This is a genomic window from Pannonibacter indicus, from assembly GCF_001418225.1.
Classification (GTDB): domain Bacteria; phylum Pseudomonadota; class Alphaproteobacteria; order Rhizobiales; family Stappiaceae; genus Pannonibacter; species Pannonibacter indicus.
The window spans coordinates 20,127-45,003 of record NZ_LIPT01000015.1 but is presented as its reverse complement, the minus strand read 5'-3'; the positions used below and the strand labels follow the sequence as shown (position 1 = coordinate 45,003).

Here is a 24,877-nt window from a genome sequence, read left to right as displayed (position 1 = left end):
CGGAGCAGGAAGGTTCCATGCAAAAATCCGGCTTGCAGGTACGGGGAAAGTTTCTGCAGGAGCATGTCTGGCTGCGCACCATGTTTGATCAGGTGGCTGACTACCTGTTCGTCAAGGACACCCGCTGCCGGTTTGTACTCGCCAATCGTGCCATTGCAGCCGATCTTGGGCTGGAGTCGGCGGACAGCCTGATCGGCAAGACGGATCTCGAGCTGCATCCCTTGCCTGTGGCCTTGGGCTTTTTCAGGGATGAGAGGCAGATTCTGCGCACCGGCATTCCCTTGATCGACAAGGAGGAATGCATCATTCAACCCAATGGTGCCCGCCGCTGGTTTGCGTCCTCGAAATATCCTCTCCGGGACGGTGACGGGAACATCGTTGGCCTCTTCGGTGTCTGCCGCGACATCACCGAGCGGCGCAAGGCCGATGGCCTGCGCGATGCCCAGGCGCATGTGCTGGAGATGATTGCCTCCAGCGCCCCCCTCTCGGATATTCTGGAATGCATGGTCCGTCTGATCGAGGGGCAACTGGACGGTGCCATCTGTTCCGTCCTGCTTCTGGATGAGGATGGCCGCCATCTGCGCCACGGTGCGGCGCCGAGTCTTCCGAAGGCCTATTGCGATGCGATTGATGGTATCGAGATCGGCCCCAGCGTCGGCTCCTGCGGCACTGCGGCCTACACATGCAAACCCGTGACGGTTGCCGACATTCAGGCCGACCCGCTCTGGGCAGACTTCCACCCGCTTGCCACGAAATTCGGGCTGCGCTGCTGCTGGTCCACACCAATCATGTCGCTGGACAACCGGGTGCTCGGCACATTCGCCATTTACAAGCAGACCCCGGGCATGCCGGGACCCATGGAAGACCGGTTGATCGCCGATATGGCCCGGATCACCGCCATTGCCATTGAACGCAAGCGGGCCGAGGAGAAGATACGCTTTCTCGCCCACCACGATCCGCTGACCAGCCTGCCGAACCGCAGCCAGCTGGAAAGCTTCATCGACGCGGCGCTGGCCAGGGTGCACCTGCCGGATGAACGTGTGGCGGTGGTCTTTGTAGATCTCGACAATTTCAAGACCGTCAATGACAGTCTCGGCCATGCCGCCGGTGACCGGCTTCTGCTGTCCATTGCTGCAAGGCTGAGCGATGAGGTCCAGGACCGTGGCAAGGTGCTGCGCCTTGGCGGCGATGAGTTTGTGCTGATCCTGGAGGGTTCGATTGCCTCGTCTGAGGAATTGCCCCGATTCCTGCGCGGTCTGCGGGAAAAGCTGTCTTTGCCGGTGCATTTGGCCGGGCAGTCTTTTCACGTCACCGGCAGCATGGGTGCTGCCTGCTATCCAGATGATGCGACGGAGGCGGCCGCGCTGGTCCAGTGTGCCGATACGGCGATGTATATGGCCAAACGCGCTGGCCGCAATACGTTTCACCTCTACTCACCGGAAGAAGGACAGACGTCCTCCTGCAAGCTTCAGATGCTTGAAGGGATACGCCGTGCGCTGCGCAACAATGAATTCATCTTGCATTACCAGCCGCAGGTCGATCTCATGGAAAACCGGATTACCGGTTTCGAAGGGCTGGTGCGCTGGGAAAATCCCTTCGAAGGCCTCATCATGCCGCGCTATTTCGTGCCGCTGATGGAGGAGGCGGGGCTGATTTGTGAACTTGGCCACGTGGTTCTGGGGCAGGCCGTGGAGCAGGCGCGGCTCTGGCAGGAGCAGGGGTTCTCCGGCTTTAAGATCAGCATCAACATCGCGCCGCAGCAGTTCAGTGATCCGGACTGGACCCAGACTGTCATGGGCGCCCTGAAACAGGCAGGTTTGCTGCCGGGGCTTCTGGAGCTGGAAATCACCGAAGGCGTTCTGATGCAGAATGTGGAGCGGGCGGTGGCCGTCATGGCCGAATTGCACGCGCTGGGCGTTGGTCTCGCCATCGACGACTTCGGCAAAGGGCACTCCAGCCTGGCTTCTCTGAGACGTTTCCCCGTCTCCCGGCTCAAGATTGACGAGGCCCTTGTCCGTCACATTGACAGGGACGAAAGCGACCGGGGGATCGCTGAGACCGTGGTGACACTCGGGCAGAAGCTGAAGCTGCGGGTCATCGCCGAAGGCGTCGAACGGGAATCACAGGTTGAGGCACTGCGGGCAATTGGCTGCCCGGAGGCGCAAGGCTACTTTCTCGGCATGCCCATGACAGCTGACGAAGCCACGGCTCTGCTCGAAGCGCAAGGCCCAGCGCTATAATCTGACTGTCTTTTATGAGGTGTAAAGGGGAATGGAGGCCTCGCCCGGAATCGAACCGGGGTGGACGGATTTGCAATCCGCTGCGTAACCACTCCGCCACGAGGCCTTGGCGCGTCTTTTCGACTACCGCCTCTTTCCTGTCAAGCGGCCTCTTTGCGTTTTCCCTTCCTTGATCAGTTGCATCTGTGCCGGCGGGCATGGCTGCAATCGGCGGAGAACGCAGGGTGAGGCGCATCATGGCCCCGGCTCCATGCAGAACAGGCCGGCTTGAATGTCTCGAGAAGACAGGGGGCAGCGCCGATCTGCCCCTTGTCACGCCTGCCTGCGCCCGGTAATGGATCAGGCAAGAAAGTTGGAGAGGCTTTCGCCAGAAATCGAAAGAGGCACGCGATGGGTGACTACGCGCAATCCCGCACGCGAATGGTGGATAACCAGCTCAGAACCAATGATGTCACGGATCTGCGGATCCTCGACGCGATGCAATCCGTTCCGCGTGAGCTGTTCGTGGCAGGTTCGAAGAAGCCGGTTGCCTATATCGATGAAGACACGCCCGTGTCTGACACGGGGGCACCGCGCTATCTCCTGAAGCCGCATGTGCTCGGCAAACTGATCCAGCTTGCCGAAGTGAAAGCGGATGATGTTGTGCTCGTTGTTGGCGGAGCGTCCGGCTACAGCACCGCTGTGCTCGCACGGATCGCCGGAACGGTGGTCCAGGTGGAAGAGGATGCCGGGCTTGCGGCCCGCGCCAGCCAGACCCTCGTCAGCCTCGGCATTGAGAATGCCGCTGTCGTGGAAGGCAAGCTCACTGATGGCTGTCCGTCGGAAGGCCCCTATGACGTGATCCTTCTGGATGGTGCGGTTGACTTCATTCCGGAGCAACTGGCCAGCCAGCTGAAGGAAGGCGGACGGCTCGTGGCCATCGAAGGGCGTGGCGGGGCCGGTCTTGCCCGTGTCTATCAGAACTCCGGGTCGGTGATTGGTGCCCGCTTTGGCTTCAACGCCAGCGCGCATACTCTGCCCGGCTTCGGCAAGGCCCCCGAATTCGTCTTCTGAGAACACACATATCTGAACGCCGTTCAAGTCTCGCGCCCGGAAGCTGCTGAAAACCTGCAGTTTTCGGGCGCTTTACGTATGACGTTACCTGTTGCAATGCTGCCTCAGCCGGACAGAAACAGATTCTTAATTTTCGGTGAGGGGTAGGCAGGGCGTTGCAGCTGGGTATACTCCCCGCCAAATGACAGCACGGGTGGGGGCCCGTACATTAAGGGGCGTTTTCAGTGCGTTTTCGTATAACCCTTTCTGCTGCTTTGCTTGGTCTCAATGCCTTCGTGCTTTCTTCCACGGCTCGGGCTGAGAGCATTTCTGAAGCATTGGCGCTGGCATATGCCAACAACCCAACCCTGAATGCGGCCCGTGCTGCGCTCCGTGCGACGGATGAGCGTGTGCCTCAAGCTCTGGCCAACTGGCGTCCGGTAATTACGGCCAATGCCTCCATCGGCTCGACCCGTACCTCCACCGGTATTGGCCCCGACAACATCCGCAACAATGCATCCATGTCACTGTCGGTTCAGCAGGCCCTGTTCCGCGGTTTCCGGACGGTGAACTCGACCAAGCAGGCCGAAGCTCTCGTCCGTGCACAGCGCGAAAGCCTGAACGCGACCGAGCAGGATGTGCTGCTGTCCGCAGCTCAGGCCTATGTGAATGTAATCCGCGACACGGCGCTCGTTGCCCTGCAGCGCAGCTCGGTTGAGTTCCTGCGTGAGCAGGTGCGCGCCTCCAAGGATCAGTTCGAGGTGGGCGAGGGCACCCGCACCGATGTGTCCCAGGCGGAAGCGCGTCACGCGGAAGCTCAGGCCAACCTCAACTCGGCCATCGCAAACCTGAATGCCAGCCGCGCCGTCTATGAGCAGATCGTTGGCATTGAGGCCCGCAACCTTTCGGCCTCGACCCCGGTCGGCAGGCTGATGCCGCGTTCAGTCGAAGAAGCGATCCGCTTGGGCGAAGAGTATCAGCCGCTTCTGCGCCAGGCGCAGCATCAGGTTGATGCCGCACTCTACAACGTCAAGGCCATTGAGGGCGAGCAGCTGCCCACCGTGACGCTGGAAGGCTCCATCGGCCGCGACTGGAAGCCGTCCCAGTCGGTCAGCACCGTCAATTCCGCCTCCGTCCTTGGCCGCGTCTCCGTTCCGCTCTATCAGGGCGGTGCCCTGTCTTCCCGCGTGCGTCAGGCCAAGGAAGAACTCGGCCAGGCTGAAATCCAGTTGGACGTTCTGCGCAATCAGATCCGTGCCAATGTGATCACCGCCTGGGGCGATTATCAGGCGGCCGAGGCTTCGATCACTGCGGCTCAGGCTGCCGTGGAAGCGCAGCAGCTCGCCCTGCAGGGCGTCATCGAGGAGCAGCGCGTCGGTCAGCGCACCACGCTCGACGTACTCGACTCCCAGCGCGAGCTGATCACGCAGCGCTCAAATCTGGTGACCGCACAGCGTAACCGCATCGTCAGCGCCTATCAGCTGCTGTCCGCCATGGGCCGTCTTGATGCGGAATTCCTGAACCTGCAGGTGGCCCGCTACGAGCCCACCGAACACTACAGCAAGGTTCGCGACAAGTGGTTTGGCATGCGCACGCCGGACGGCCGCTGATGATTCGAAACTGATTTGCTAAATCGCCAGGAATTCAGAGAACGCGCCCTTCCGGGGCGCGTTTTCCATTGAGAAGGCTGGTCAACCCGGCAAGTTTTTCCTATTAAAAGGGGATAAGCTGGCTGTGCTGAACTGCTGACCTATGATGTTGACAGGCGACTCAGCATAATATCCTTAACCGAATCGTAACTTTTGAAACTTCGGTCCAGTGCGTTTGTAACCAGTTCTGGGGGAACTCATGTCGAAGGCCAGTCAGGCACAGGAACCCTCGATGGAGGAAATTCTCGCCTCCATTCGCCGGATCATTTCCGACGAGGAAGCCCCTGCCGCCAAGAAGACTGCACCAGCAGCCCCGGAGCTCGTAGCCGAAATGACGCAAGTCAATGAATTGCCCGAGGAAGAAGAAGCCGGCATGTCGCAGGATGACCTGGACAAGCTGTTCGACATGGCAGGCGATGATGATGACGGCGATGCTGCCATCGATGATGACATTGCGGCCTTCGAGGCCGACGAAGACGTTGCCGATGACGACGTTCTTGAACTGACGGAAGAACTGGCTGTCGGGGAGGAAGAAGATCCCTTCGCCATGGTTGAGGGCATGCCCGACACGATGGACGATGACACTGGCGACATTGGCTTCATGGAAGAAAAAGGCGAGCCTGCTCCGGCTCCGAAAGCTGCACCGCAGCCGGCGCGCTCATCCGTTGCCGAAGGTCTTGTGCCCGTTTCCATGGACAATCTCGATCCGCTGGACGAGGAGGCGCCGCTTATCTCTGACATGGCGGGAGCAGCCGTCAGTGCCGCTTTCGAGAACCTGTCCAGCACCATCCTGTCGGCCAATGCCCGCACGCTGGAGGATCTGGTGAGGGAGATGCTGCGCCCGATGCTGAAGAGCTGGCTGGATCAGAACCTGCCTGTCATGGTGGAACGTCTCGTTCGCCAGGAAATCGAACGCGTGGTACGCAAGCGCTGATCTGCGGCGGCTTGTTATGTGCCATGCATGACTGGAACGCCGCCTGCGGGCGGCGTTGCCATTTCTGCCTCTCTTCAGGCCCCATTCCGCTCAGGATGTTGACTCGCTGCCCGCCATCCGATTTACACAGGCCCAGATAACGGAAAGTCCCGAGAAGCCCTCATGCTTGACAAGACCTATGACGCAGCGGCCGTCGAGCCGCGGATCACCGAAATGTGGGAAAAGGCCGGAGCCTCGCGCGCCGGTGCCGGTGCCGCCGATGGCGCCCCGTCCTATACGATCGTGATCCCGCCGCCGAACGTGACGGGCTCCCTGCACATGGGCCATGCGCTCAACAACACGCTGCAGGACATCCTCATCCGCTTCGAGCGCATGCGTGGCAAGGACGTACTGTGGCAGCCGGGCATGGATCACGCAGGCATTGCCACGCAGATGGTGGTGGAGCGCCAGCTGGCCGAGCGCAAGGAGCCGTCGCGCCGCGACATGGGCCGTGACGCCTTCATCGAGCGCGTATGGAACTGGAAAGGCGAATCCGGTGGAATGATCTTCAACCAGCTGAAGCGCCTTGGCGCGTCCTGTGACTGGGACCGCGAGCGCTTCACCATGGATGAGGGCCTGTCGGCTGCCGTTCTGGAAGTCTTCGTTTCGCTGTACCGTGATGGCCTGATCTACAAGGACAAGCGTCTCGTCAACTGGGACCCGAAACTGCTGACCGCGATTTCCGACCTGGAAGTCGTGCAGCAGGAGATCAAGGGCAGCCTCTGGCACTTCCGCTATCCGCTGGAAGGCGGTGCCACCTATCAGCATCCGGTGGCCTTCGATGACGAAGGTAATGCGACGGAATACGAGACCCGCGACTACATCGTTGTGGCCACCACCCGTCCGGAAACCATGCTGGGCGACACTGCCGTTGCCGTGAACCCGGAAGATCCGCGCTACAAGGACCTGATCGGCAAGCACATCATCCTGCCGCTGGTCGGACGCCGCGTGCCGATCGTGGGTGATGACTATGCCGATCCCACCGCCGGTTCCGGCGCGGTCAAGATCACCCCGGCGCATGACTTCAACGATTTCGAGGTCGGCAAGCGCCATGACCTGCCGATGATTTCGGTTCTCGACCGCGAGGCACGCGTCATTCTTTCCGAGAATGCCGAGTTCCTTGCCGGCGTTCCGGCGTCCGGAATGCTGGATGCCACCATCGCTGCCTTCCACGGGCAGGACCGCTTTGCCGTGCGCAAGGCGCTGGTGGCGCAGATGGAAGAGCAGGGATTGCTGGACCGCATCGAGGATCACACCCACATGGTGCCTCATGGCGACCGTGGCGGTGTGCCGATCGAGCCGATGCTGACTGACCAGTGGTATGTGGATGCCGCCACGCTGGCCAAGCCTGCGATTGCCTCCGTCCGCGAGGGCCGCACCAAGTTCGTTCCGTCCAACTGGGACAAGACCTATTACGAGTGGATGGAGAACATCCAGCCCTGGTGCATCTCGCGCCAGCTGTGGTGGGGTCATCAGATCCCGGCCTGGTATGGTCCCGATGGCAAGATCTTCGTCGAGAAGACGGAAGCCGAAGCCCTGAAGGCGGCCGCGGCCCACTATGGCAAGCCGGTTGAAATGGCGGCCATGGAACAGGCGCTGGCCGCCTGGGAAGCCGGGGCAGGGGAGAGCGTTCTGCTCTACCGCGATGAGGACGTGCTCGACACCTGGTTCTCGTCTGCGCTCTGGCCGTTCTCGACGCTCGGCTGGCCGGACAAGACGCCGGAACTGGCCCGCTACTTCCCGACGTCGGTGCTGATCACCGGCTTCGACATCATCTTCTTCTGGGTCGCCCGCATGATGATGATGTCGCTGCACTTCATGAAGACCGAGCCTTTCGAGACCGTCTACATCCATGCCCTCGTCCGTGACGAGAAGGGGCAGAAGATGTCGAAGTCCAAGGGCAACGTCATCGACCCGCTGAAGCTGATCGACGAGTTCGGCGCCGATGCGCTGCGCTTCACGCTGGCGGCCATGGCGGCGCAGGGCCGCGACATCAAGCTGGCCACCAGCCGTGTCGGCGGCTACCGCAACTTTGCCACCAAGCTGTGGAATGCGGCCCGCTTTGCCGAGATGAACGGCTGCAAGCGCGTCGCCGGGTTTGATCCGGCCCGCGCCACCCATACGCTCAACCGCTGGATCGCCACGGAAGTAGGCCGCTGCGCCGAGGAAGTGCGCGAGGCGCTGGAGGCCTACCGCTTCAATGATGCGGCCAATGGCGTCTACCGTTTCGTCTGGAACACCTATTGCGACTGGTTCCTGGAACTGGCCAAGCCCGTGTTCAACGGCACGGATGAAGCCGCCAAGGCGGAAATCCGCGCGACCGCAGCCTGGACGCTGGACGAGATCCTGAAGATCCTCCACCCCTTCATGCCCTTCCTGACCGAAGAGCTGTGGGCGCGTCTCGGCGAGGAAACCGGCGCTCCGGACCAGATCCTGATGCTGACCCGCTGGCCGGCTCCCGCGCTGGCCGATGCGGCGGCGGCTGAAGAGATCAACTGGCTTGTCGGCCTCATCTCCGAAATCCGCTCCGTGCGCTCGGAAATGAACGTTCCGGCCGGTGCGCAGATCCCGGTGGTGATGGTTGGTGCCGGTGACGTGACGGTTGCGAGGGTGAAGACCCACGAGGCCGCCATCCTGCGCCTTGCCCGCGCCGAAAGCCTGACGCTGGCGGACGAGCTGCCCAAGGGCGCCGCTCAGATCATTGTGGGGGATGCCACGGTCTGCCTGCCGCTGGCCGGTGTGATTGATCTGGGCGCCGAAAAGGCGCGGCTTGCCAAGGAGCTTGGCAAGCTTGAGGACGAGATCGGCCGCATCGAGAAGAAGCTCTCCAATCCGGCTTTTGTCGAGAAGGCAAAGGAAGAGGTTGTCGAGGGCGAGCGCGAGAAGCTGGCCGAGCTCTCCACCCGCAAGACGCAGGTGCAGATGGCGGTCAGCCGTCTGGCGTCGCTGGGCTGATAAACAGTCTTGCGCGGCGGCTGAAACCGTTGCCGCGCAATGGCTTGCCTTCCGGCAGCCGCAATCGGGTGTTACGCCCGCCAAACTCAGGGACTTGCCAGGGACAATCATGCGGCAAATCAACAGGATGAAGAGCAAGCCGGTCTTCGGCACAGCCTTTGCTGGCGCCCTTGTCTGCGCCCTTGCCGCCGTGCCCGCCCGCGCGGATGTCATTGAGAACCCGGTGGCTGTCTTCTCCGGGCTCGACAAGATTACCGGCCGCATCACGTCTTTTGATGTCTATATCGGCGAGACGGTGCAATTCGGCGCGCTTCAGGTGACGCCGCGCGTCTGTCACACCCGGCCGCAGACCGAAAATCCGCTGACCACGGCCTTCGTGCAGGTGGATGAAGTGACGCTTAACAACGAGATCCAGCGGATCTTCTCCGGCTGGATGTTTGCCGCAAGCCCGGGCCTGCATGGCGTCGAGCATGCTGTCTATGACGTGTGGCTGACCGACTGCCGCCAGACCTCCACCGTGCCGCCTCCGGCCGGCTATTCCGGTCCCCCGGTCACTGTGGTGGAAGAGGGCGCAGACACACTCGGCGGCGGCGCGGCAGGCACCGGCGAACAAGCTGAGGGCGCAATGGGCACCGTGCCCGCCCCGCGGCCCAAGCCGCCGCTATTCTGATCATTCTGCCTGCCGGAGAGGATCCGGCAGGGCCACAGACTCTGTCAGCTCAGACGGCAACCGTATCCATGATCCAGTTCCAGGCAACGCGGACCGAGTCGGCTGCGCTCTGGAAGAAGGCAACGATGCCGTGCCACACGGATTCGCCGGCCTTTGCCAGCTGCAGCAGAATGGACGGCTGCTGCGGCGGTGTCTGGACCAGTTCGACGGCAGTCTTGCCTTCCTCATCATCCACCACGCGTCGGGTGATCATCTGGCCGGTTTCCGAGGGGACACGCGATTCGTCCTTGGCCACGGCAAGCGTGCCTTCCGGCGCATTGAGCGGGCTCACGACGATGGCGCGGCCATCGGGAAGGAGATGGGTTTCGTTCTGCGCGACCTCTGACGCGTAGATGACTTCGCCCTCGGAGTCGATCAGTTCGACCCAGATGACCTTGCGGCCCTGAATGTCGACCGGTCCAACCCAGATGGACGTGTCCTCACCGGCCGCAGGCCCGGCGCCAAGGCTGGCGAGCGTGACGGAGAGGTTGTCCTCGGGCAGCAGATGCCGTTCCGACTTGGGGGCGGCAAGCGCGAGCGGGGCGGCAGAAAGCATGATGGCAACTGCCGGAATGATGGCTTTCTTCATGAGACGATGCGTCATTTTTGCCTCCCTCGGCATGACAGTCACGTCTGAACACAGATCACGGCACCGGTTTTTTGGGTCTGAAGTATACCTCGTCTTTTTGACAGGTGCCTTGCTCATCCGGTTGCTGTGATGCAGCCATTATTACGCCATTTCCCTTAAGATAGATGTTATCCGAATCACAAAATGACGTGGTTCTGATCTTTCCTGATTGGCTGCGGCCGGGGATTCATGCTTCCGGTCTGGCTCAGTTCCTTGATTTTGTTCCTGTTTTCAGCGGTGCTGAGTTTCTGGCCGGGACAAGCCGTCAGCATCAACTTGCCGTGATGCCCGGCTTGTCCCAGATCAAAGTGTTAACGCGGGCGGGAGGCTAAGGTTCCGGAACAATCGCCGGAAGAGAGGGCGGCGGGGCAGGCGTCTCAGAGTTGACCGGCCGGGCTCTTCTCCTAAAAAGAATTCTGTAACCCGGAATTAGAATAATGACAGCCTGCGGCATTTTAAACTATGTGTTATGGCGCTGCCTTGCGCTACATGGTGCAAGGTCTCGAGGCTGTCAGGCTTCGGATCACAGGACGCGTGAGTGGGGCGGGGCAACTTCCCCTTATCAGATCCGTCTGGGAGGGCTGGCCAGATGATGACCGGCTCCGGACACAAGGGCTTGCAGGACGCCAATGGCGGACGTGGAATGCGTCTGCTTGAGAAGAAGAGGGAATACGCCATGGACTTCGAGAGCTTCTTTGCGCAGGCGCTGGACGGCTTGCGGGAGGACGGCAACTATCGCGTATTCGCTGATCTGAAGCGTCATTCAGGCGAGTTTCCCAAGGCGACCCGTTTCCGCGAAGATGGCTCCACCCACGAAGTGACCGTGTGGTGCTCCAACGATTATCTTGGCATGGGCCAGCATCCGGATGTGGTTACCGCCATGAAGGATGCGATCGACAGCTGCGGTGCGGGCGCTGGCGGCACACGCAACATCTCGGGCACCAACCACTACCATGTCCAGCTTGAGCAAGAGCTCGCGGATCTGCATGGCAAGGAATCGGCGCTCATCTTTACCTCGGGCTATGTGTCCAACTGGGCAGCGCTCGGCACGCTGGCTTCGAAGATCCCCGGCTGCATCGTTTATTCCGATGCGCTGAACCATGCCTCGATGATCGAGGGCATCCGCCACAGCCGCGCCGAAAAGCGCGTGTGGAAGCACAACAGCCCGGAAGATCTGGAGCGCAAGCTCGCCGCCGATGATCCGGCGGCTCCCAAGCTGGTTGCCTTCGAGAGCGTCTATTCGATGGACGGCGACATTGCCCCCATCAAGGAAATCTGTGACGTGGCCGAACGCTATGGCGCGATGACCTATCTGGATGAAGTGCATGCGGTCGGTCTCTACGGCCCGCGCGGCGGCGGCATTGCCGAGCGCGAAGGCCTGATGGACCGTCTGACGGTGATCGAGGGCACGCTTGGTAAGGCCTTTGGCGTCATGGGCGGTTATATTACCGGCTCGCGCCAGCTCTGCGACTTCGTGCGCTCCTTCGCTTCGGGCTTCATCTTCACCACCGCGCTGCCGCCGTCACTGGCCGCTGGTGCCACGGCTTCGATCCGCCATCTGAAGCAAAGCACGGCCGAGCGTGAGGCGCACCAGGACCGGGTGGCCCGCCTGCGCAGCCTGCTGGACCGCCGCGGCATCCCGCATATGGACAATCCCAGCCACATCGTTCCGGTGATGGTCGGCAACGCGTCCAAGTGCAAGTGGATCTCGGACATCCTGCTCGACAACTACGGCATCTATGTCCAGCCCATCAACTACCCGACCGTGCCGAAGGGCACCGAGCGGCTGCGCATCACGCCGACGCCGTTCCATTCGGATGCCGATATCGACCATCTGGTCGGCGCGCTGAATGCCCTGTGGTCACGCTGCGCGCTGGCCCGCGCCGTCGCCTGACCGGGCAAGGGAGTTGAACACTACGGAAAGCGCTGGCTGCAAGGCTGGCGCTTTCTGCTTTTGGACTGGACGGTCCGGCGGTGCTAATCCTTGGCTCTGGGCTGTCCGGATGCTATGACGGCTCCGGCGCCGCATATTTTGCTGCTGCTTTCAGCTTTTTCTTCAAAGGGTTTCAATCATGCGTACTGCGCTCGTGACGGGGTCGGCCGGCTTCATCGGATATTTTCTCTGCACCCGGCTGCTGGAAGAGGGGGTCCGCGTTATCGGCCTCGATGCCATGACGGATTACTACGACGTGCGCCTCAAGGAGCGCCGTCACCAGATGCTGCTGCAGAACGAGCATTTCACCGCCGTCACAGGCCGCGTCGAGGATGGGGACCTGGTGCGCTCGCTGTTCGAGGCCAACCGCCCGGATGTTGTCGTGCATCTGGCCGCCCAGGCGGGGGTGCGTTACTCCATCGAGGCGCCACGGTCCTATCTCGACAGCAACATTGCCGGCACATTCGAGATGCTGGAAGCCGCGAGAGCCTTTCCGCCGCAGCACATGCTGATCGCCTCCACATCCTCGGCTTATGGCGCCAATACGGACATGCCGTTTCAGGAGACGGTGAAGGCCGATCACCAGATGTCCTTCTACGCGGCGACGAAGAAGGCCTGCGAGGTGATGGCCCATTCCTATGCCCATCTCTACGGCACGCCCATCACCATGTTCCGCTTTTTCACGGTCTATGGCCCCTGGGGGCGGCCTGACATGGCGCTGTTCAAGTTCACCAAGTCGATCCTCGAAGGCCAGCCGATCGAGGTCTATAACTACGGCGACATGAGCCGGGACTTCACCTATGTGGAAGATCTGGTCGAGGGCATCCGCCTCCTGATCGATGCGGCTCCCGTGAGACCCGAAGAGGGCGCAGCCGTACCGGAAGGCGACAGTCTGTCGCCAGTCGCTCCCTGGCGCGTCGTCAACATCGGCAATTCGGAAAGCGTGCAGTTGACCGAGTTTATCGCCGCCATTGAGGAGGCGGCCGGCCGCACGGCGGAGCGCAAGCTGATGCCGATGCAGGCAGGTGATGTGCCCGCCACCTGGGCCGATGCCAGCCTGTTGCAGACGCTCACCGGCTACCGCCCCCGCACGGGCGTGCGCGAAGGCGTGGCAAAATTCGTGAAATGGTACCGCGAGTATTACAAGATCTGACCGAAGTGCCGCAGTCAGGCCCTGATGGCGTCAGGCTGCCCGTGTCTCGCGGGTTTCGGCACCTGCGCTGTCCGGGGCAAGGCCGCGCAGGGCCATCTCGGCTGCATCACGGATCAGGCTGCACGGATCGCCAAGATCCAGGTCCTTCACGTTGAGCAGCAGCACGACGGCACCATGCACCGCACTCCAAAGGAGATGGGTTGCATGGCCCGGATCCATGCGGCGGATGGCTCCCTCCTCCATTGCGATCGCCATCCGTGCTTTCAGCAACTCGTAGCCGGTCAGCTTATCGTCAGCAAAGGCGATTTCCATCTGATGGCTCATCTCCAGGTCAAGGAACATGAGCCGGAACCTGTCGGTATCTTCCAGGGCAAATTCCGAATAGGCCATGATCAGCTTGCGTATGATTTCAATCGAGGGAAGGTCCATGCCATGAATGGCAAGGGTCCGTTCGTTCAGCGTCTCGATTGCACTGGAGCAATAGGCGATCATCAGATGCTGCTTCGTCGGGAAGTAGCGGTAGAGCGCTCCTGCTGTCAGGTTGAGGCCTTCGGCCAGCTTGCGCATGGACAGCGCGGCATAGCCCTCGGCAGCAACGATGCGTGCGGTTTCAGCCAGAATGCGGGCCTGAACGGCTGCAAGCTCTTCATCGGTCATTGCGGGTCTTGGCATGATATTACCTGATCGCGTTTAATGAATTTGTTCAATAAACGCGTTTACAGTTGGGCCTGTAGGCGGTCAATCGGAAAACCGTGTTGAGTGAATTTGTATTGAACGCGTTCATACTAAGCTTCAGGTAAGCACGGCCGCTCTTCTGTGTCAGCTTCCGCTGCCGGATACAGGCGAGACCTTCAGGAAAGCGGCGCCCTGTATCAGCGCAACTCCGGCCACCACGAGCAGGATGCCGATGAGACGCGAGGGCGAAATATCGCGGGCGCTGAAGCCCATGAGACCATAGGCATCGACCAGGAGCGAGGCGGCGAGCTGCCCGGCAATCACGGCGGTCATGAAACCGGCGGCCTTGTTCCGACCATCCGGGCGCTGGAAATCGCCCAGCCGCTGGCCGATGCGCTGGCCGGTGTGCGCGGCGTGCTGGGGCCGCAGGGTTTCGACCCGCAAGGCACCCGCCACCGGTTCCGCCTGTCCATGTCGGATTATGGCGGGGCGATGCTGCTGCCGCATCTGGTCCGGGACCTGCGGCAGCATGCGCCGGGCATCGATCTTGCGATCAGCCAATTCAGCCGTGAAGCCATGGCCGCCGGTGTCTGCGATGGTGATCTGGATCTCGGGCTCGGGGTGTTCCCCGTTCTGCCGCCGCAGGTCAGGTCGGAGCTGATCATCAACGATGACTATGCCTGCCTGCTGGACCGGCGGACGCTGGAGGGAAAGCCGCTGGATGCTGCAATCTATTTCTCGCGCCCCCATGCCATGGTCGCCATGCGCGATGACACCATCAACGAGGTGGACGAAACGCTTGCCCGTTCCGGCCACACCCGCCGGCTGGCGCTGGTGCTGCCGCACTGGGGCGTCGCACCGGAGCTGATTGCGGGCACGGACCTCATTCTCACGGTCGCCAGAGGCAGCCTGCGGGACCTTGTTCTGGACGATCATCTGATCATTCTGCCGGCGCCCATTCCGCTGCCGCCCGTGCCCTATGTTCAGATCTGGCACAAGAGCCGCGACAGGGACCCGGCCCTGCGCTGGCTGCGCGCGCGGATCCTGCAGGCCGCAGGGCAGGGGGCAGAAACGCAGCGGAAGGATGGCTGAAGGGGCTGAAACACCCGTCATGCGGACTTTCCCCGCAGATCTGTCCATCGCCCTCGTGCCGCTGCTTATAAAACTGGATTTCTTGAGTAGACTTTTGCTAAAGACGGGACACGGCGGCACCGGGCTTCATCCCGAATGCTGCCGTGAGAGATTTCAGTCCGTTCGGGCCTGTGCATGAGCGGCGAAGCTCCCGACTGGTTCGCGCCCCGATTGGTTCCTGCATGGCCGAAGACAAGAAGAAGAGTATGCTTGACTGCTTCGTGTCCAGTTACACGGAGCTGTCGCGCCATCTCTCGCGCCGCTTCGGCCGTGATCTCGATCCGCAGGACGTGATGCAGGATACCTATCTGCGGCTTGAAACGATTCCCGCCGGGAGTGACATCCGCAATCCGCGGTCCTATCTCTTCCGCATGGCGAACAATGTTGCAACCGACCGGCTGCGCGGGCAGCGCTCTGCGGTGGGCTACGCGCCCAGCGAGGAACTGGCCGCTGCCGTGGATGACAGCGCCTCGCCGGAGCAGATCACCGACTACCGCCAGCGCCTTGCGCGCCTGCAGGAGGCTATCGGCGAGTTGCCGCCGCGCCAGAAACAGGTGCTCCTGATGCACAAGTTCGATGGTCTGACCCACACGCAGATTGCCGCTGAACTGGGCATCACGAGAAGCGCTGTCGAGAAGCTGGTCATGAAGGCGCTTGCGCATCTTCGCGACCGGATGGGTACACTCATTGACTGAAACCGGCAAAAAGATGCGCGATATGGGTGAGGTGAGACGCTACCGGATCCGTCTATGGGAAGGATATGCGCGCAAGGGCGTGCCGTGCGGCCGCGCGCAGGGAAACAGCCGGTGGCCATGATGGGTTCAACGAATACAGACAGACGGCAGAAAGCCCGCGATGAGGCTCTGAGCTGGTTCGTCCGTCTCAACTCCGGTGACGCGGGAGAGGGGGACCGCGCCGGACATGACCGCTGGATGGCCGCCGATCCGCTGAACCGTGCCGAATATGCGCGGCTCGGCGGCATCTGGCAGGATCTCGGCCGTATAGCGGATCCGCGCGAGGCCTTGGACATGTCCGGGACCATTGTTCCGGCCTCCGCCCGGAAGGGCTTTGTCTCGCGCCGTGCGTTTCTGTCCGCTGGTGCCGCTGCGCTGGCTGCCGCCGGTGTGGTGGCGGTTGCCGGGCCGCCGGATTTCCTGACGAGCGATCATTTCACCGGCACCGGCGAACAGCGCAGCCTGACGCTTGAGGATGGCAGCCGGGTGGACCTTGATGCAGATACCGCCATTGCGCTGGATTTCAGTGAGACCCTTCGCAGCATCCGTCTGCTGCGCGGGCGCGCCTTCTTCGATGTGGCCAAAGATCCCGGCCGCCCCTTTACCGTGCTGGCGGCCGCCGGTTCCACAACCGCGCTGGGCACCCGTTTCGTTGTTCATGAATGGAGCGGGGCTGTCACGGTTTCAGTAGAGGAAAGCGCCGTTTCGGTGGTTGGGCCAGACAAGTCGGACACCGTCGTGAGGGCCGGCGAGCTTGTCACCTATGACGATGTGCATCTGGGCCAGATCCGGCCCGTCGACATGGAAGCGGAAATCGCCTGGCGGCGCGGCAAGCTGATCTTTGAGGACAGGCCGTTGCGGCAGGTGCTGGCGGATGTCAACCGCTACCGGTCCGGCACGATCCGGGTGACAGACAGCCGCCTTCTGAACATGCGTGTCAGCGGCATCTTCGACATCCGCAATCCGGACGGTGTTCTGGAGGCGATCCGCCAGACGCTGCCGGTGAGAAGCTTCCAGATCTCGCCCTGGCTGGTCGTGTTGCACCCGGTCTGACCGGGTGGACACAGCCGGAAAAGAAACCTGATAATTATTTTCCACTTTGGGGGTGAGGTGTCTGGCCCTTGAAACCGTCCTTGCATCAGACGGGTGCGTTCGCGCCCGGACAAAGTGCAAATGCAAGAGTTGGACAGGGGTCATGGCAAAGCAGTTTGGGCAAAGGGCATCCGGGGCGCGGGCAGCGCGGATGAGCGGTTTGGGGTTGGCGCTTCTGGCGTCAACGGCGGTTTTCACCGCAAGTGTGATCTACACCGGCCCGGCAGCGGCGCAGCAGGCGGCTGCGGTCAGTTACTCCGTTCCGGCAGGCCCGCTGGGCACGGCTATCTCCCGTTTTGGCGACCGCTCCAATCTGCAGGTGCTCTATCCGGCAGCTCTCGTGCAGGGCAAGACGTCGCCGGGCGTTTCCGGCACGCTGACGCCCTCCGAAGCGCTCAACCGGATTCTGGCTGGAACCGGCCTGTCCTACCGCTTTACCGCCGCCAACACGGTGACCATTCTTGATCCGGCCGCAGCCGCTGCCACGGGCGCCACGGTGGAAGGCGCGACACAGTTGCAGACGGTGACCATCGAGGGCGAAAACGCCTGGGGCCCGGTGAATGGCATCGTCGCCACCCAGAGCGCGACGGCGACCAAGACCGGAACGTCACTCAGGGACACGCCGCAAGCCGTCAATGTCGTGACCCGTGACGAGATGGCGGAGAAGGGCGCTGCGACCATCACGCAGGCGATGCGCTACACGCCCGGCGTTGTCGCTCAATACGCCGATACGGATGTGCGCCATGACTGGCTGACGGTGCGCGGCTTCACGCCGGGGCGCTACAAGGACGGCCTGCGCCTGCCTTTCGGTGCGCGCGGCTATTCCCAGCCGAGGATCGAGCCCTATGGGCTGGAGCGCGCCGAAGTGCTGAAGGGACCGGCCTCGGTCCTTTACGGCCAGGGCCAGCCCGGCGGCATGCTGAACATGGTCAGCAAGCGGCCTCGCAATGAGGAGATCCGGGAAGTCGAGCTGCAATATGGCAGCCACAACCGGTTCCAGACCGCTTTCGATTTTGGCGGCAAGCTCGATCAGGACGGTGCCATGCTCTACCGCATCGTCGGCGTGGGGCGCCTCAGCGACACCCAGTATGACCACGTGGAAGAGAAGAAGGGCTACATCGCCCCGTCCTTAACCTTCAAGCTGTTCGATGCCACGACACTGACGGTCCTGGGTGAATACCAGAAGATCGACTCCCCCGGCGGCGGCGGTGCTCCGGCGCTGCCTGCCAATGGCACGCTGCACACCGGCACCTATTCCGCCCTGCCGCGCAACGCCTTCGTCGGCGAACCGGGCTATGACAAGTTCGAAAACGAGCAGGCCTTCATCGGCTATGAATTCAGCCATGAGTTCAACGACACATGGTCGTTCAGGCAGAACCTGCGCTATGGCTTCGTCGATACCGATACACAGCGCGTGCAAGCCTTCTGCCTGTCTGCGGCCAGCTGCAACCCATCCTCGCTGCTGCGCTATGCCTGGGCTTTCCCGGAAACCTCGAACCTCTTCACGGTGGACAACAACGCCATGGCGCGGTTCAGCACCGGCAGTGCGAAGCACACGATGCTGTTCGGCTTCGATTACTCCTTCGAGGACAGCTCGTTTGAAGAATCGGCGCTTTCGGTGATCTATACGCCCTTCAACGCCTATAATCCGGTCTATGGGGCAACCAGCATCTCCCGCCCTGCGACGGCGACCTGGATCGACCAGCAGCGCTCGCAGGCAGGGCTTTATGCGCAGGACCAGATCGAGTGGAACAACTTCGTCCTGTCGCTTGGCGGGCGCTATGACTGGGCCAACACTGACACGCGCACCCGGACAGCCACAACCAACACCCCGGTGAACCAGCAGGACGGCAAGTTCACCTGGCGGGCGGGCCTCGTCTACAATTTCGGCAATGGCCTTTCGCCCTATGCCAGCTACTCCACCTCGTTCAACCCGGCAAGCGGCACGGACCGCGGCGGTTCGCCGTTCAATCCGACCACGGGCGAGCAGTTCGAGGCCGGGGTGAAGTTCCAGCCCAATGGCATGAACAGTTTCATCACGCTGTCGGCCTATCAGCTGACGCAGCAGAACGTGCTCACGCCCGATCCGGTCAACACGAGCTTCCGCGTGCAGACCGGCGAGGTGCGCATGCGCGGTATCGAGCTGGAAGGCAAGGCCGAGCTCGCCTCCGGCCTTTCGCTCACGGGTTCCTATGCTTATACGGACAGCGAGATCACCCGCGACAATGCCAACTCCAGCGGCACCAGCAACAAGGGCAAGCGTCTGGCCTTCGTGCCCGAGCACCAGGCATCGCTCTGGCTGGACTACACCGTCCAGTCCGATCAGGCCTGGGGCGGGCTCAGCTTCGGCGGCGGCGCCCGCTACATGGGGCAGACCTTTGGCGACAATGCCAACACCTTCGATGTGCCAGACTACACCCTGTTTGACGCGGCATTGCGCTATGACTTCGGCAAGGTGGATCCGAAGCTCGCCGGGCTGAAGACCTCGCTCAATGTCAGCAACATCTTCGACAAGAAATATGTCTCCACCTGTCTCAGCACGACGGGCTGCTACTGGGGCGAGGGCCGCACGGTCTATGCCACGCTGAAATACAGCTGGTAATGCCGGAGCGGATGATTTCCGGACCGAATGCTCTGACGCGGCGGCAATTTGCCGCCGCGTTGCTTGGGTTTGCCTCCCTGCCGTTTCAGGGCCGGACCGGCCGGGCAGGGGAGGAGCTGCCGCGCATCGCCGTGCTGGACTGGGCCTGGGCCGAAACGCTGCTGGCGCTGGGCGTGGCACCTGCCGCCGTGGCGGAAGCCCCGCTCTATGGCGCGCGTGTCGTCAGCCCGGCGCTCGCGGAGGGCACCATCGATCTGGGCCTGCGCTCCTGGCCCAACATGGAACTGCTCAGGGCCTTCCGGCCGGACCTGATTGTCACCCAGACCGGCTATGGCGTTCCGGCGGCCATGCTGGAGCCTGTGGCGCCCGTGCTGTCCCTGCCCCTTTACACGCCGGAGCGCCAGCCGCTGAAACGGGCTGAAGAGGGACTTGAGGCGATTGCCGCCCGCCTGCAGCGCCGTGACGGGGCTGCCATCTATCTGGAACATGCGGAGCAGCAGTTTGCCGCGCTCCGCAATCAGCTTCAGTCCTATGATGGCCGCCCTCTGCTGATCCTGAAATTCGCCAGTGACCGGCTCGCCGATATCTACGGCCCCGGCAGTCTTTTCCACGATGTGCTGGGCCGTCTCGGCCTGCCGTCAGCATGGCAGCATAGCGGCAGTCATTGGGGCTTCTCGACCGCAGGCCTCGACGCGATTGCCGCCAACCCGGAAACACGTATCGTCATCATCGAGCCGGGTCCGCCGGAAGCGCTCGCCGCCAGCGGGTTGTGGCGGGCCATCCCGGCGGTGCGGGCACGGCGCGTTGTCAGCATTCCACCGGTCTGGGTCTTCGGAGCTTTGCCATCCGCCCTGCGTTTTGCCGGTATTCTCACCAAGGCCCTGCAGATCTCATGACGCTTCGTCTTCCCTTGCTTCTTGCGGCGCTGCTGCTGCCTGCCGCCGTCCTGACCCTTGTGGCCTTCAGCGCCCATGTACCCCTGTCTGCGCTGGGCGGGGCGCTGCTCACCCCGGACCCGGCTGTCTTCGGGGAAATCTATCTGCATTATGCGCTGGTGCCGCGCCTTGCCGTGGCGGCGCTGGCCGGGGCCGCTCTTGCGCTGGCGGGAGTGGTGTTTCAGCAGGTGCTGAAGAACCCGCTGGCGGAACCGGCAACCCTCGGCCTTCTCTCCGGTGCGCAGCTTGGCATCATGGCGGCAACGCTACTCGTGCCCGCACTCGCCATGTGGCAGCGTGAGGCGGCGGGGCTGGCGGGCGGCTTTGCCGCACTGGCGCTGGTGGGGATGCTTGCCTCCCGGCACGGTTTTTCGCCGGTGACCCTGCTCTTGTGCGGCATGATCGTCAGCTTCTTCGCCGGATCGGCTTCCGTTGTGCTGGCCCTGTTCCAGCATGAATATCTGCGCTCGGTCTTCATCTGGGCCAGCGGCTCGCTGGTGCAGAATGATCTTTCCGATGCCTCGGCCCTGTCCGTCAGGCTTGCGTTCTGCGTGCCGCTGCTGGCGCTGCTGCTCAGGCCGCTGACGGTTGCCGGGCTCGATGATGCCAGCGCCCGCAGCCTGGGCCTCTCCATCCGCACGATCCGGCTTGTTGCCCTGTCGCTGGCCTGCTGTCTCTCCGCGCTGGTGGTGGTGCGGGTAGGCGTGATTGCCTTCGTTGGCCTTGCCACGCCGCATCTGGCGGCACTTGCCGGTGTCCGGAGTTTTGCCGGGCGTTTTGTCTCAGCGCCCGTCATCGGCGCGGCGCTGCTGCTGCTTGCCGACAGCATCGTCCTGGCACTGTCCGGCATGATTGCCGAAGTGCCCACGGGAACAGCCACCGCCATGGCCGGAGCCGTGCTGCTGCTGGTGCTGCTGCGCCGCATGCCTGCGAGCACGCGCATCGGCGGTTCACACCTGCCGGCGCCATCCGTTCCGGCCGCCAGCCGTCAGCGCCTCGTCCTGCTGCTGGCTCTGGCCTGTCTTGCCGCGCTCACGCTCTTCTCTCTCACCAGCCAGTTGCATCCGGGGGGCCTGTCCGCCGGAGAACTGATTGAAGGGCGCTGGCCGCGGGTGCTGGCCGCAGCCGCTGCCGGGGCGATGCTGGCGCTGGCCGGAGGTCTCATTCAGGCGATGACCGGCAATCCGCTCGCCAGTCCCGAAGGGCTGGGCGTCAGTTCCGGGGCGGGGCTCGGCATCACCGGTGCGCTGCTTTTGACCGGCTCCTTCGCGCCGCCCGTTTTGCTGGCGGGCGGGGCTGCAGGTGCTGTGCTTGCCTTCCTTTTCGTGCTGGCCATCACCCGCAAGTCCGGTCACGCACCTGGACCGGTGCTGCTGGCCGGTGTTGCCATCGGCACGTTTGCCGCCGCGCTCATATCCTTCATTCTGGCCAGCGGTGATCCGCGCGCGGTCTTCGTGCTGGCCTGGTCCATGGGGCCGACCTACCGCGCCGCCGGACTGACGGCCCTTGCCGCGCTGGGCATCCTGCTCGTTGTGCTGCTGGTGCTGCCGCTGATGGGGCGCTGGCTGGAGATTCTGCCGCTGGGCGACACCACAGCCCGCGCGCTGGGCCTTTCGCCCCGCCGCTCGCGCACCGTGCTTTTGTCACTCTCGGCCCTGCTGACGGCCGCCGCGACGCTGATCACCGGCCCTTTGAGCTTCATCGGCCTCATCGCGCCCCATATTGCGGCCTCCGTGGCGCCGGGCAGGGCGCTGCTGCGGATCGTCTGTGCTGCAGCGATCGGCGCAGCGCTGATGGTCAGCGCCGACTGGCTGGGCCGCACGCTCGATTTTCCCTACGAGATCCCTGCAGGCATCCTCGCCTCCTTCATCGGCGGGCCGTATTTTCTCTGGCTGCTCTACCGCAAGCCCGCGTGAGGTGCAGTCTGCCGCACAAACGCAAAAAGCCCTGCTGTCGCGGGAAAGCTTTGAATTTTATCGAAGGAAGAGAAAAGGTTGGCTCCGCGAGCAGGACTCGAACCTGCGACCATTCGATTAACAGTCGAACGCTCTACCAACTGAGCTATCGCGGATCACCATAAGGGCAGCGCCCTTTGCGGTGGCGGCTGTGTGCGCCGCCGTCGGTGAGAGGCGTATAACAAAGGCCTTGAGCATTTGCCAAGCCCTTTCTTCAAGAAAGTTTTCCACAGGGGCGGCTTTGGCGGAAATCTGCGGTCTTTCAACGGCTTGAGCCAGTGGATAACCCGTCCGTGCCGGTCCTTGCACCCTTTGCCAGGGATGCGGGGGCGGCAATTGCGCCGCTGAGGTGCCCAAAGGGCGTCCTTGCTGCGGTGCCGCCAAGCCGTTACAAGGAGAAGATCAGGTTCCCCGGCGGGCCAAGCCCAAGGGGATGAAACGGGAATGCGGTGCGGAGCGACTCAATCCGGGGCTCCAAAGCCGCAGCTGCCCCCGCAACTGTCAGCGGAGAATCTTGCCGCCTCATGCCACTGCAAGGCCAGCCCTTGCGGGAAGGCGCGGCAAGGTGAAGACCCGCGAGCCAGGAGACCGGCCTGATGTGGTGCAACCCCAAGGCCGCCGGGTGGGCGGACCGGAGGATTTGACATGATTTCTACTCCCCCAGACTGGGCGGATGGCAGGGCGGATCGCGCCCGCGCATCCGCAAGACTACCTGACGCTGCCATGCTTTCAGCCTGCGGCTGACCCATGGCGCAGGCTGAAGGGCAGGGGGCCGCACTTTCCGTTCTGGTGACGGGGGGCGCACGCTCCGGCAAGAGCAGATATGCAGAGCAGCTGATCCTCGGAAGCGGGCTTGAGCCTGTCTATGTGGCGACCTCCGCCGCATGGGACGGGGAAATGGAGGCCCGCATCGGCCTGCACCGCACGCGGCGGGGGGGAGAGTGGTGCACCATCGAGGACAAGGGCGGCATCGGCGCGGATTTGACGGACGTGCTCCGGCGTGAAGCCGTTCCCGGACGTGCGGTGCTGGTCGATTGCCTGACGCTCTGGCTCACCAATCTGACGATGGCCGAAGCAGACCTTGCCGCTGCCACGCAGGCGCTTTGCGCGCTTGTGCCCAATCTGCCTGCGCCTGTTGTTTTTGTTTCGAATGAAGTGGGTCTTGGCATCGTGCCGGACAACGCCATGGCGCGTCAGTTCCGCGATGCGCAGGGCCGCCTCAATCAGGAGCTTGCCGCCGTTTGCAGCCGGGTGGTCTTCGTGGCCGCGGGTCTGCCGCTTCTGCTCAAGCCTTCCTCCCAACCGGATATCTCCCTATGACCGATTTTCAGACCCCTGCCGTGGCCAAGATCCCGGCCACCATCGTCACCGGCTTTCTGGGCGCGGGCAAGACGACACTCATCCGCAATCTGCTGACCAACGCGGGCGGGCGGCGCATTGCGCTGATCGTCAACGAGTTCGGCGACATGGGTTTTGACGGCTCGCTGCTGGATGGCTGTGCCGATCCGTCCTGCTCTGCCGATGATGTGGTGGAGCTGACCAACGGCTGCATCTGCTGCACCGTGGCCGATGATTTCCTCCCGGCGATGGAAATGCTGCTGGCCCGCGAAACACCGCCGGACCATATCGTCATCGAGACCTCGGGCCTCGCTCTGCCTCAGCCGCTGGTGCGCGCCTTCACCTGGCCGAGCGTCAAGACGCGGGTGACGGTGGATGGTGTCGTCACCGTGCTGGATGCGGCAGCGCTCGCCGAAGGGCGCATCGTGCTGGATGAGGAAGCCCTTGCCGCGCAGCGCGCTGCTGACGAAACGCTGGATCATGACAATCCGGTGGAGGAGCTCTTCCACGATCAGCTCGCCTGCGCCGATCTGGTGGTGCTGAACAAGGCCGATCTGGTGGATGATCACGCACTGGAGCATATCCGTGAGCATATCGCCGAAGATGTCCGCGCCGGTGTCGAGATCATTGCCGCTGAAAAGGGCTCGCTGCCCATCGACGTACTGCTGGGCCGCTCCTCCGCTGCCGAGGATGATCTGGCCGCCCGCCGTGGTCATCATCACCACCATCATGATGATGACCACGATCACGATCACGATGATGACCATGATCACGATCACGATGATGACCATGATCACCACCATGATGATTTCGAGAGCCACGTGGTCACAGCGCCCGAGTTTGCTTCTCTGAAGGACGTTGAGGCGGTGGTGAAGCAGGCGATGGCGCTGAAGGGCGTGCTGCGCATCAAGGGCGCGGTGACGGTCTCCGGCAAAGCCGCGCCTGCGCTGGTGCAGGCGGTTGGGCCGCGTGTCGAGGCCTGGTTTGCCGCTGGCGCCAAGGCGCCCGGCAAGCTGGTGGTGATCGGCCTCAAGGGGCTGGATCTGGCCGCCGTCACGGACGCTCTCGCCTCCCTTCAGGCAGGCCGTGCGGCCTGACCCTTCGCGGTGTGGACCCCCGCCGCCCCGCTCCTGACGCAAGTTG

The 24,877-nt window shown here is 62.8% G+C and carries 19 protein-coding genes, 2 tRNA genes and 1 riboswitch; of the genes, 16 read left to right on the top strand and 5 right to left on the bottom strand.

The window, feature by feature from the left end:
- Positions 1-17 precede the first annotated feature (17 nt).
- On the top strand, positions 18-2,240 hold the full coding sequence (locus tag ASC48_RS16630) for a putative bifunctional diguanylate cyclase/phosphodiesterase (RefSeq protein ID WP_055456838.1): 2,223 nt from the start codon (positions 18-20) through the stop codon (positions 2,238-2,240).
- Positions 2,241-2,272: 32 nt separating this feature from the next.
- On the opposite strand, the gene ASC48_RS16625 is transcribed toward ASC48_RS16630, so the two are convergent.
- Positions 2,273-2,346: transfer RNA gene (locus ASC48_RS16625), tRNA-Cys, on the bottom strand.
- Positions 2,347-2,630: 284 nt separating this feature from the next.
- Between ASC48_RS16625 and ASC48_RS16620 the strand changes: the two genes are divergently transcribed.
- From ASC48_RS16620 to ASC48_RS16600, 5 genes are all read left to right on the top strand, one after another.
- Complete coding sequence (locus ASC48_RS16620; protein WP_055456837.1) at positions 2,631-3,293, top strand: protein-L-isoaspartate O-methyltransferase family protein; 663 nt, start codon at positions 2,631-2,633, stop codon at positions 3,291-3,293.
- A gap of 224 nt (positions 3,294-3,517) precedes the next feature.
- Positions 3,518-4,882, top strand: a complete 1,365-nt coding sequence (locus tag ASC48_RS16615; RefSeq protein WP_072242684.1) for a TolC family outer membrane protein — start codon at positions 3,518-3,520, stop codon at positions 4,880-4,882.
- A 238-nt stretch (positions 4,883-5,120) separates the two neighbouring features.
- Positions 5,121-5,855 carry a PopZ family protein gene (locus ASC48_RS16610; protein ID WP_055456835.1) on the top strand — a complete coding sequence of 245 codons (735 nt, stop codon included), beginning with the start codon at positions 5,121-5,123 and terminating at the stop codon, positions 5,853-5,855.
- A gap of 162 nt (positions 5,856-6,017) precedes the next feature.
- Positions 6,018-8,849 carry a valine--tRNA ligase gene (locus ASC48_RS16605; RefSeq protein WP_055456834.1) on the top strand — a complete coding sequence of 944 codons (2,832 nt, stop codon included), beginning with the start codon at positions 6,018-6,020 and terminating at the stop codon, positions 8,847-8,849.
- A 127-nt stretch (positions 8,850-8,976) separates the two neighbouring features.
- Positions 8,977-9,519 (top strand): DUF2155 domain-containing protein, encoded by a 543-nt coding sequence (locus tag ASC48_RS16600; protein ID WP_055456833.1) that lies wholly within the window; start codon positions 8,977-8,979, stop codon positions 9,517-9,519.
- Between the two features lie 49 nt (positions 9,520-9,568).
- Here ASC48_RS16600 and ASC48_RS16595 read toward each other — a convergent pair whose 3' ends face one another.
- Complete coding sequence (locus ASC48_RS16595; RefSeq protein WP_208975787.1) at positions 9,569-10,162, bottom strand: hypothetical protein; 594 nt, start codon at positions 10,160-10,162, stop codon at positions 9,569-9,571.
- A 700-nt stretch (positions 10,163-10,862) separates the two neighbouring features.
- Here ASC48_RS16595 and hemA point away from each other — a divergent pair.
- The gene (gene hemA, locus ASC48_RS16590; protein ID WP_055456863.1) at positions 10,863-12,080 is read left to right on the top strand and encodes a 5-aminolevulinate synthase; all 1,218 of its coding nucleotides are present in this window, start codon (positions 10,863-10,865) and stop codon (positions 12,078-12,080) included.
- A gap of 178 nt (positions 12,081-12,258) precedes the next feature.
- Positions 12,259-13,272 carry an SDR family NAD(P)-dependent oxidoreductase gene (locus tag ASC48_RS16585; protein WP_055456832.1) on the top strand — a complete coding sequence of 338 codons (1,014 nt, stop codon included), beginning with the start codon at positions 12,259-12,261 and terminating at the stop codon, positions 13,270-13,272.
- Between the two features lie 30 nt (positions 13,273-13,302).
- Here ASC48_RS16585 and ASC48_RS16580 read toward each other — a convergent pair whose 3' ends face one another.
- Entirely contained in the window at positions 13,303-13,944 is a 642-nt protein-coding gene (locus tag ASC48_RS16580; protein WP_082440171.1) for a TetR/AcrR family transcriptional regulator, read from the bottom strand.
- A gap of 147 nt (positions 13,945-14,091) precedes the next feature.
- Positions 14,092-14,280 (bottom strand): DMT family transporter, encoded by a 189-nt coding sequence (locus tag ASC48_RS20020; protein WP_244270094.1) that lies wholly within the window; start codon positions 14,278-14,280, stop codon positions 14,092-14,094.
- A gap of 72 nt (positions 14,281-14,352) precedes the next feature.
- Between ASC48_RS20020 and ASC48_RS16570 the strand changes: the two genes are divergently transcribed.
- The 6 genes from ASC48_RS16570 (at position 14,353) to fhuB (ending at position 22,357) form a co-directional block, all read left to right on the top strand.
- Positions 14,353-15,039: a LysR substrate-binding domain-containing protein gene (locus tag ASC48_RS16570; protein ID WP_341860389.1), complete on the top strand. Its 687-nt coding sequence runs from the start codon at positions 14,353-14,355 to the stop codon at positions 15,037-15,039.
- Between the two features lie 245 nt (positions 15,040-15,284).
- On the top strand, positions 15,285-15,773 hold the full coding sequence (locus ASC48_RS16565; protein WP_244270091.1) for an RNA polymerase sigma factor: 489 nt from the start codon (positions 15,285-15,287) through the stop codon (positions 15,771-15,773).
- Between the two features lie 120 nt (positions 15,774-15,893).
- Entirely contained in the window at positions 15,894-16,865 is a 972-nt protein-coding gene (locus ASC48_RS16560; protein ID WP_244270090.1) for a FecR family protein, read from the top strand.
- A 142-nt stretch (positions 16,866-17,007) separates the two neighbouring features.
- A complete protein-coding gene (locus ASC48_RS16555) occupies positions 17,008-19,506 on the top strand; it encodes a TonB-dependent siderophore receptor (protein ID WP_244270089.1) in 2,499 nt (832 codons plus the stop codon).
- Between the two features lie 11 nt (positions 19,507-19,517).
- The gene (locus tag ASC48_RS16550) at positions 19,518-20,402 is read left to right on the top strand and encodes an ABC transporter substrate-binding protein (protein WP_055456827.1); all 885 of its coding nucleotides are present in this window, start codon (positions 19,518-19,520) and stop codon (positions 20,400-20,402) included.
- On the top strand, positions 20,399-22,357 hold the full coding sequence (fhuB, locus tag ASC48_RS16545; protein WP_055456826.1) for a Fe(3+)-hydroxamate ABC transporter permease FhuB: 1,959 nt from the start codon (positions 20,399-20,401) through the stop codon (positions 22,355-22,357). The genes ASC48_RS16550 and fhuB overlap by 4 nt, the downstream gene beginning before the upstream one ends.
- 79 nt (positions 22,358-22,436) lie before the next feature.
- On the opposite strand, the gene ASC48_RS16540 is transcribed toward fhuB, so the two are convergent.
- Positions 22,437-22,512: transfer RNA gene (locus ASC48_RS16540), tRNA-Asn, on the bottom strand.
- A 271-nt stretch (positions 22,513-22,783) separates the two neighbouring features.
- Positions 22,784-23,007, top strand: a riboswitch (cobalamin riboswitch).
- A gap of 136 nt (positions 23,008-23,143) precedes the next feature.
- Here ASC48_RS16540 and cobU point away from each other — a divergent pair.
- On the top strand, positions 23,144-23,716 hold the full coding sequence (gene cobU, locus ASC48_RS16535) for a bifunctional adenosylcobinamide kinase/adenosylcobinamide-phosphate guanylyltransferase (protein ID WP_055456825.1): 573 nt from the start codon (positions 23,144-23,146) through the stop codon (positions 23,714-23,716).
- Complete coding sequence (gene cobW / locus ASC48_RS16530; RefSeq protein WP_055456824.1) at positions 23,713-24,831, top strand: cobalamin biosynthesis protein CobW; 1,119 nt, start codon at positions 23,713-23,715, stop codon at positions 24,829-24,831. The genes cobU and cobW overlap by 4 nt, the downstream gene beginning before the upstream one ends.
- Positions 24,832-24,877: the final 46 nt, after the last annotated feature.

Coding starts and splice junctions, on each gene's coding strand:
- ASC48_RS16630 (WP_055456838.1), top strand. CDS start 18: ATGCAAAAATCCGGCTTGCAGGTACGGGGAAAGTTTCTGCAGGAGCAT.
- ASC48_RS16620 (WP_055456837.1), top strand. CDS start 2,631: ATGGGTGACTACGCGCAATCCCGCACGCGAATGGTGGATAACCAGCTC.
- ASC48_RS16610 (WP_055456835.1), top strand. CDS start 5,121: ATGTCGAAGGCCAGTCAGGCACAGGAACCCTCGATGGAGGAAATTCTC.
- ASC48_RS16605 (WP_055456834.1), top strand. CDS start 6,018: ATGCTTGACAAGACCTATGACGCAGCGGCCGTCGAGCCGCGGATCACC.
- ASC48_RS16600 (WP_055456833.1), top strand. CDS start 8,977: ATGAAGAGCAAGCCGGTCTTCGGCACAGCCTTTGCTGGCGCCCTTGTC.
- ASC48_RS16595 (WP_208975787.1), bottom strand. CDS start 10,162: ATGACGCATCGTCTCATGAAGAAAGCCATCATTCCGGCAGTTGCCATC.
- hemA (WP_055456863.1), top strand. CDS start 10,863: ATGGACTTCGAGAGCTTCTTTGCGCAGGCGCTGGACGGCTTGCGGGAG.
- ASC48_RS16585 (WP_055456832.1), top strand. CDS start 12,259: ATGCGTACTGCGCTCGTGACGGGGTCGGCCGGCTTCATCGGATATTTT.
- ASC48_RS16580 (WP_082440171.1), bottom strand. CDS start 13,944: ATGCCAAGACCCGCAATGACCGATGAAGAGCTTGCAGCCGTTCAGGCC.
- ASC48_RS20020 (WP_244270094.1), bottom strand. CDS start 14,280: ATGACCGCCGTGATTGCCGGGCAGCTCGCCGCCTCGCTCCTGGTCGAT.
- ASC48_RS16565 (WP_244270091.1), top strand. CDS start 15,285: ATGCTTGACTGCTTCGTGTCCAGTTACACGGAGCTGTCGCGCCATCTC.
- ASC48_RS16560 (WP_244270090.1), top strand. CDS start 15,894: ATGGGTTCAACGAATACAGACAGACGGCAGAAAGCCCGCGATGAGGCT.
- ASC48_RS16555 (WP_244270089.1), top strand. CDS start 17,008: ATGGCAAAGCAGTTTGGGCAAAGGGCATCCGGGGCGCGGGCAGCGCGG.
- ASC48_RS16550 (WP_055456827.1), top strand. CDS start 19,518: ATGATTTCCGGACCGAATGCTCTGACGCGGCGGCAATTTGCCGCCGCG.
- fhuB (WP_055456826.1), top strand. CDS start 20,399: ATGACGCTTCGTCTTCCCTTGCTTCTTGCGGCGCTGCTGCTGCCTGCC.
- cobU (WP_055456825.1), top strand. CDS start 23,144: ATGGCGCAGGCTGAAGGGCAGGGGGCCGCACTTTCCGTTCTGGTGACG.
- cobW (WP_055456824.1), top strand. CDS start 23,713: ATGACCGATTTTCAGACCCCTGCCGTGGCCAAGATCCCGGCCACCATC.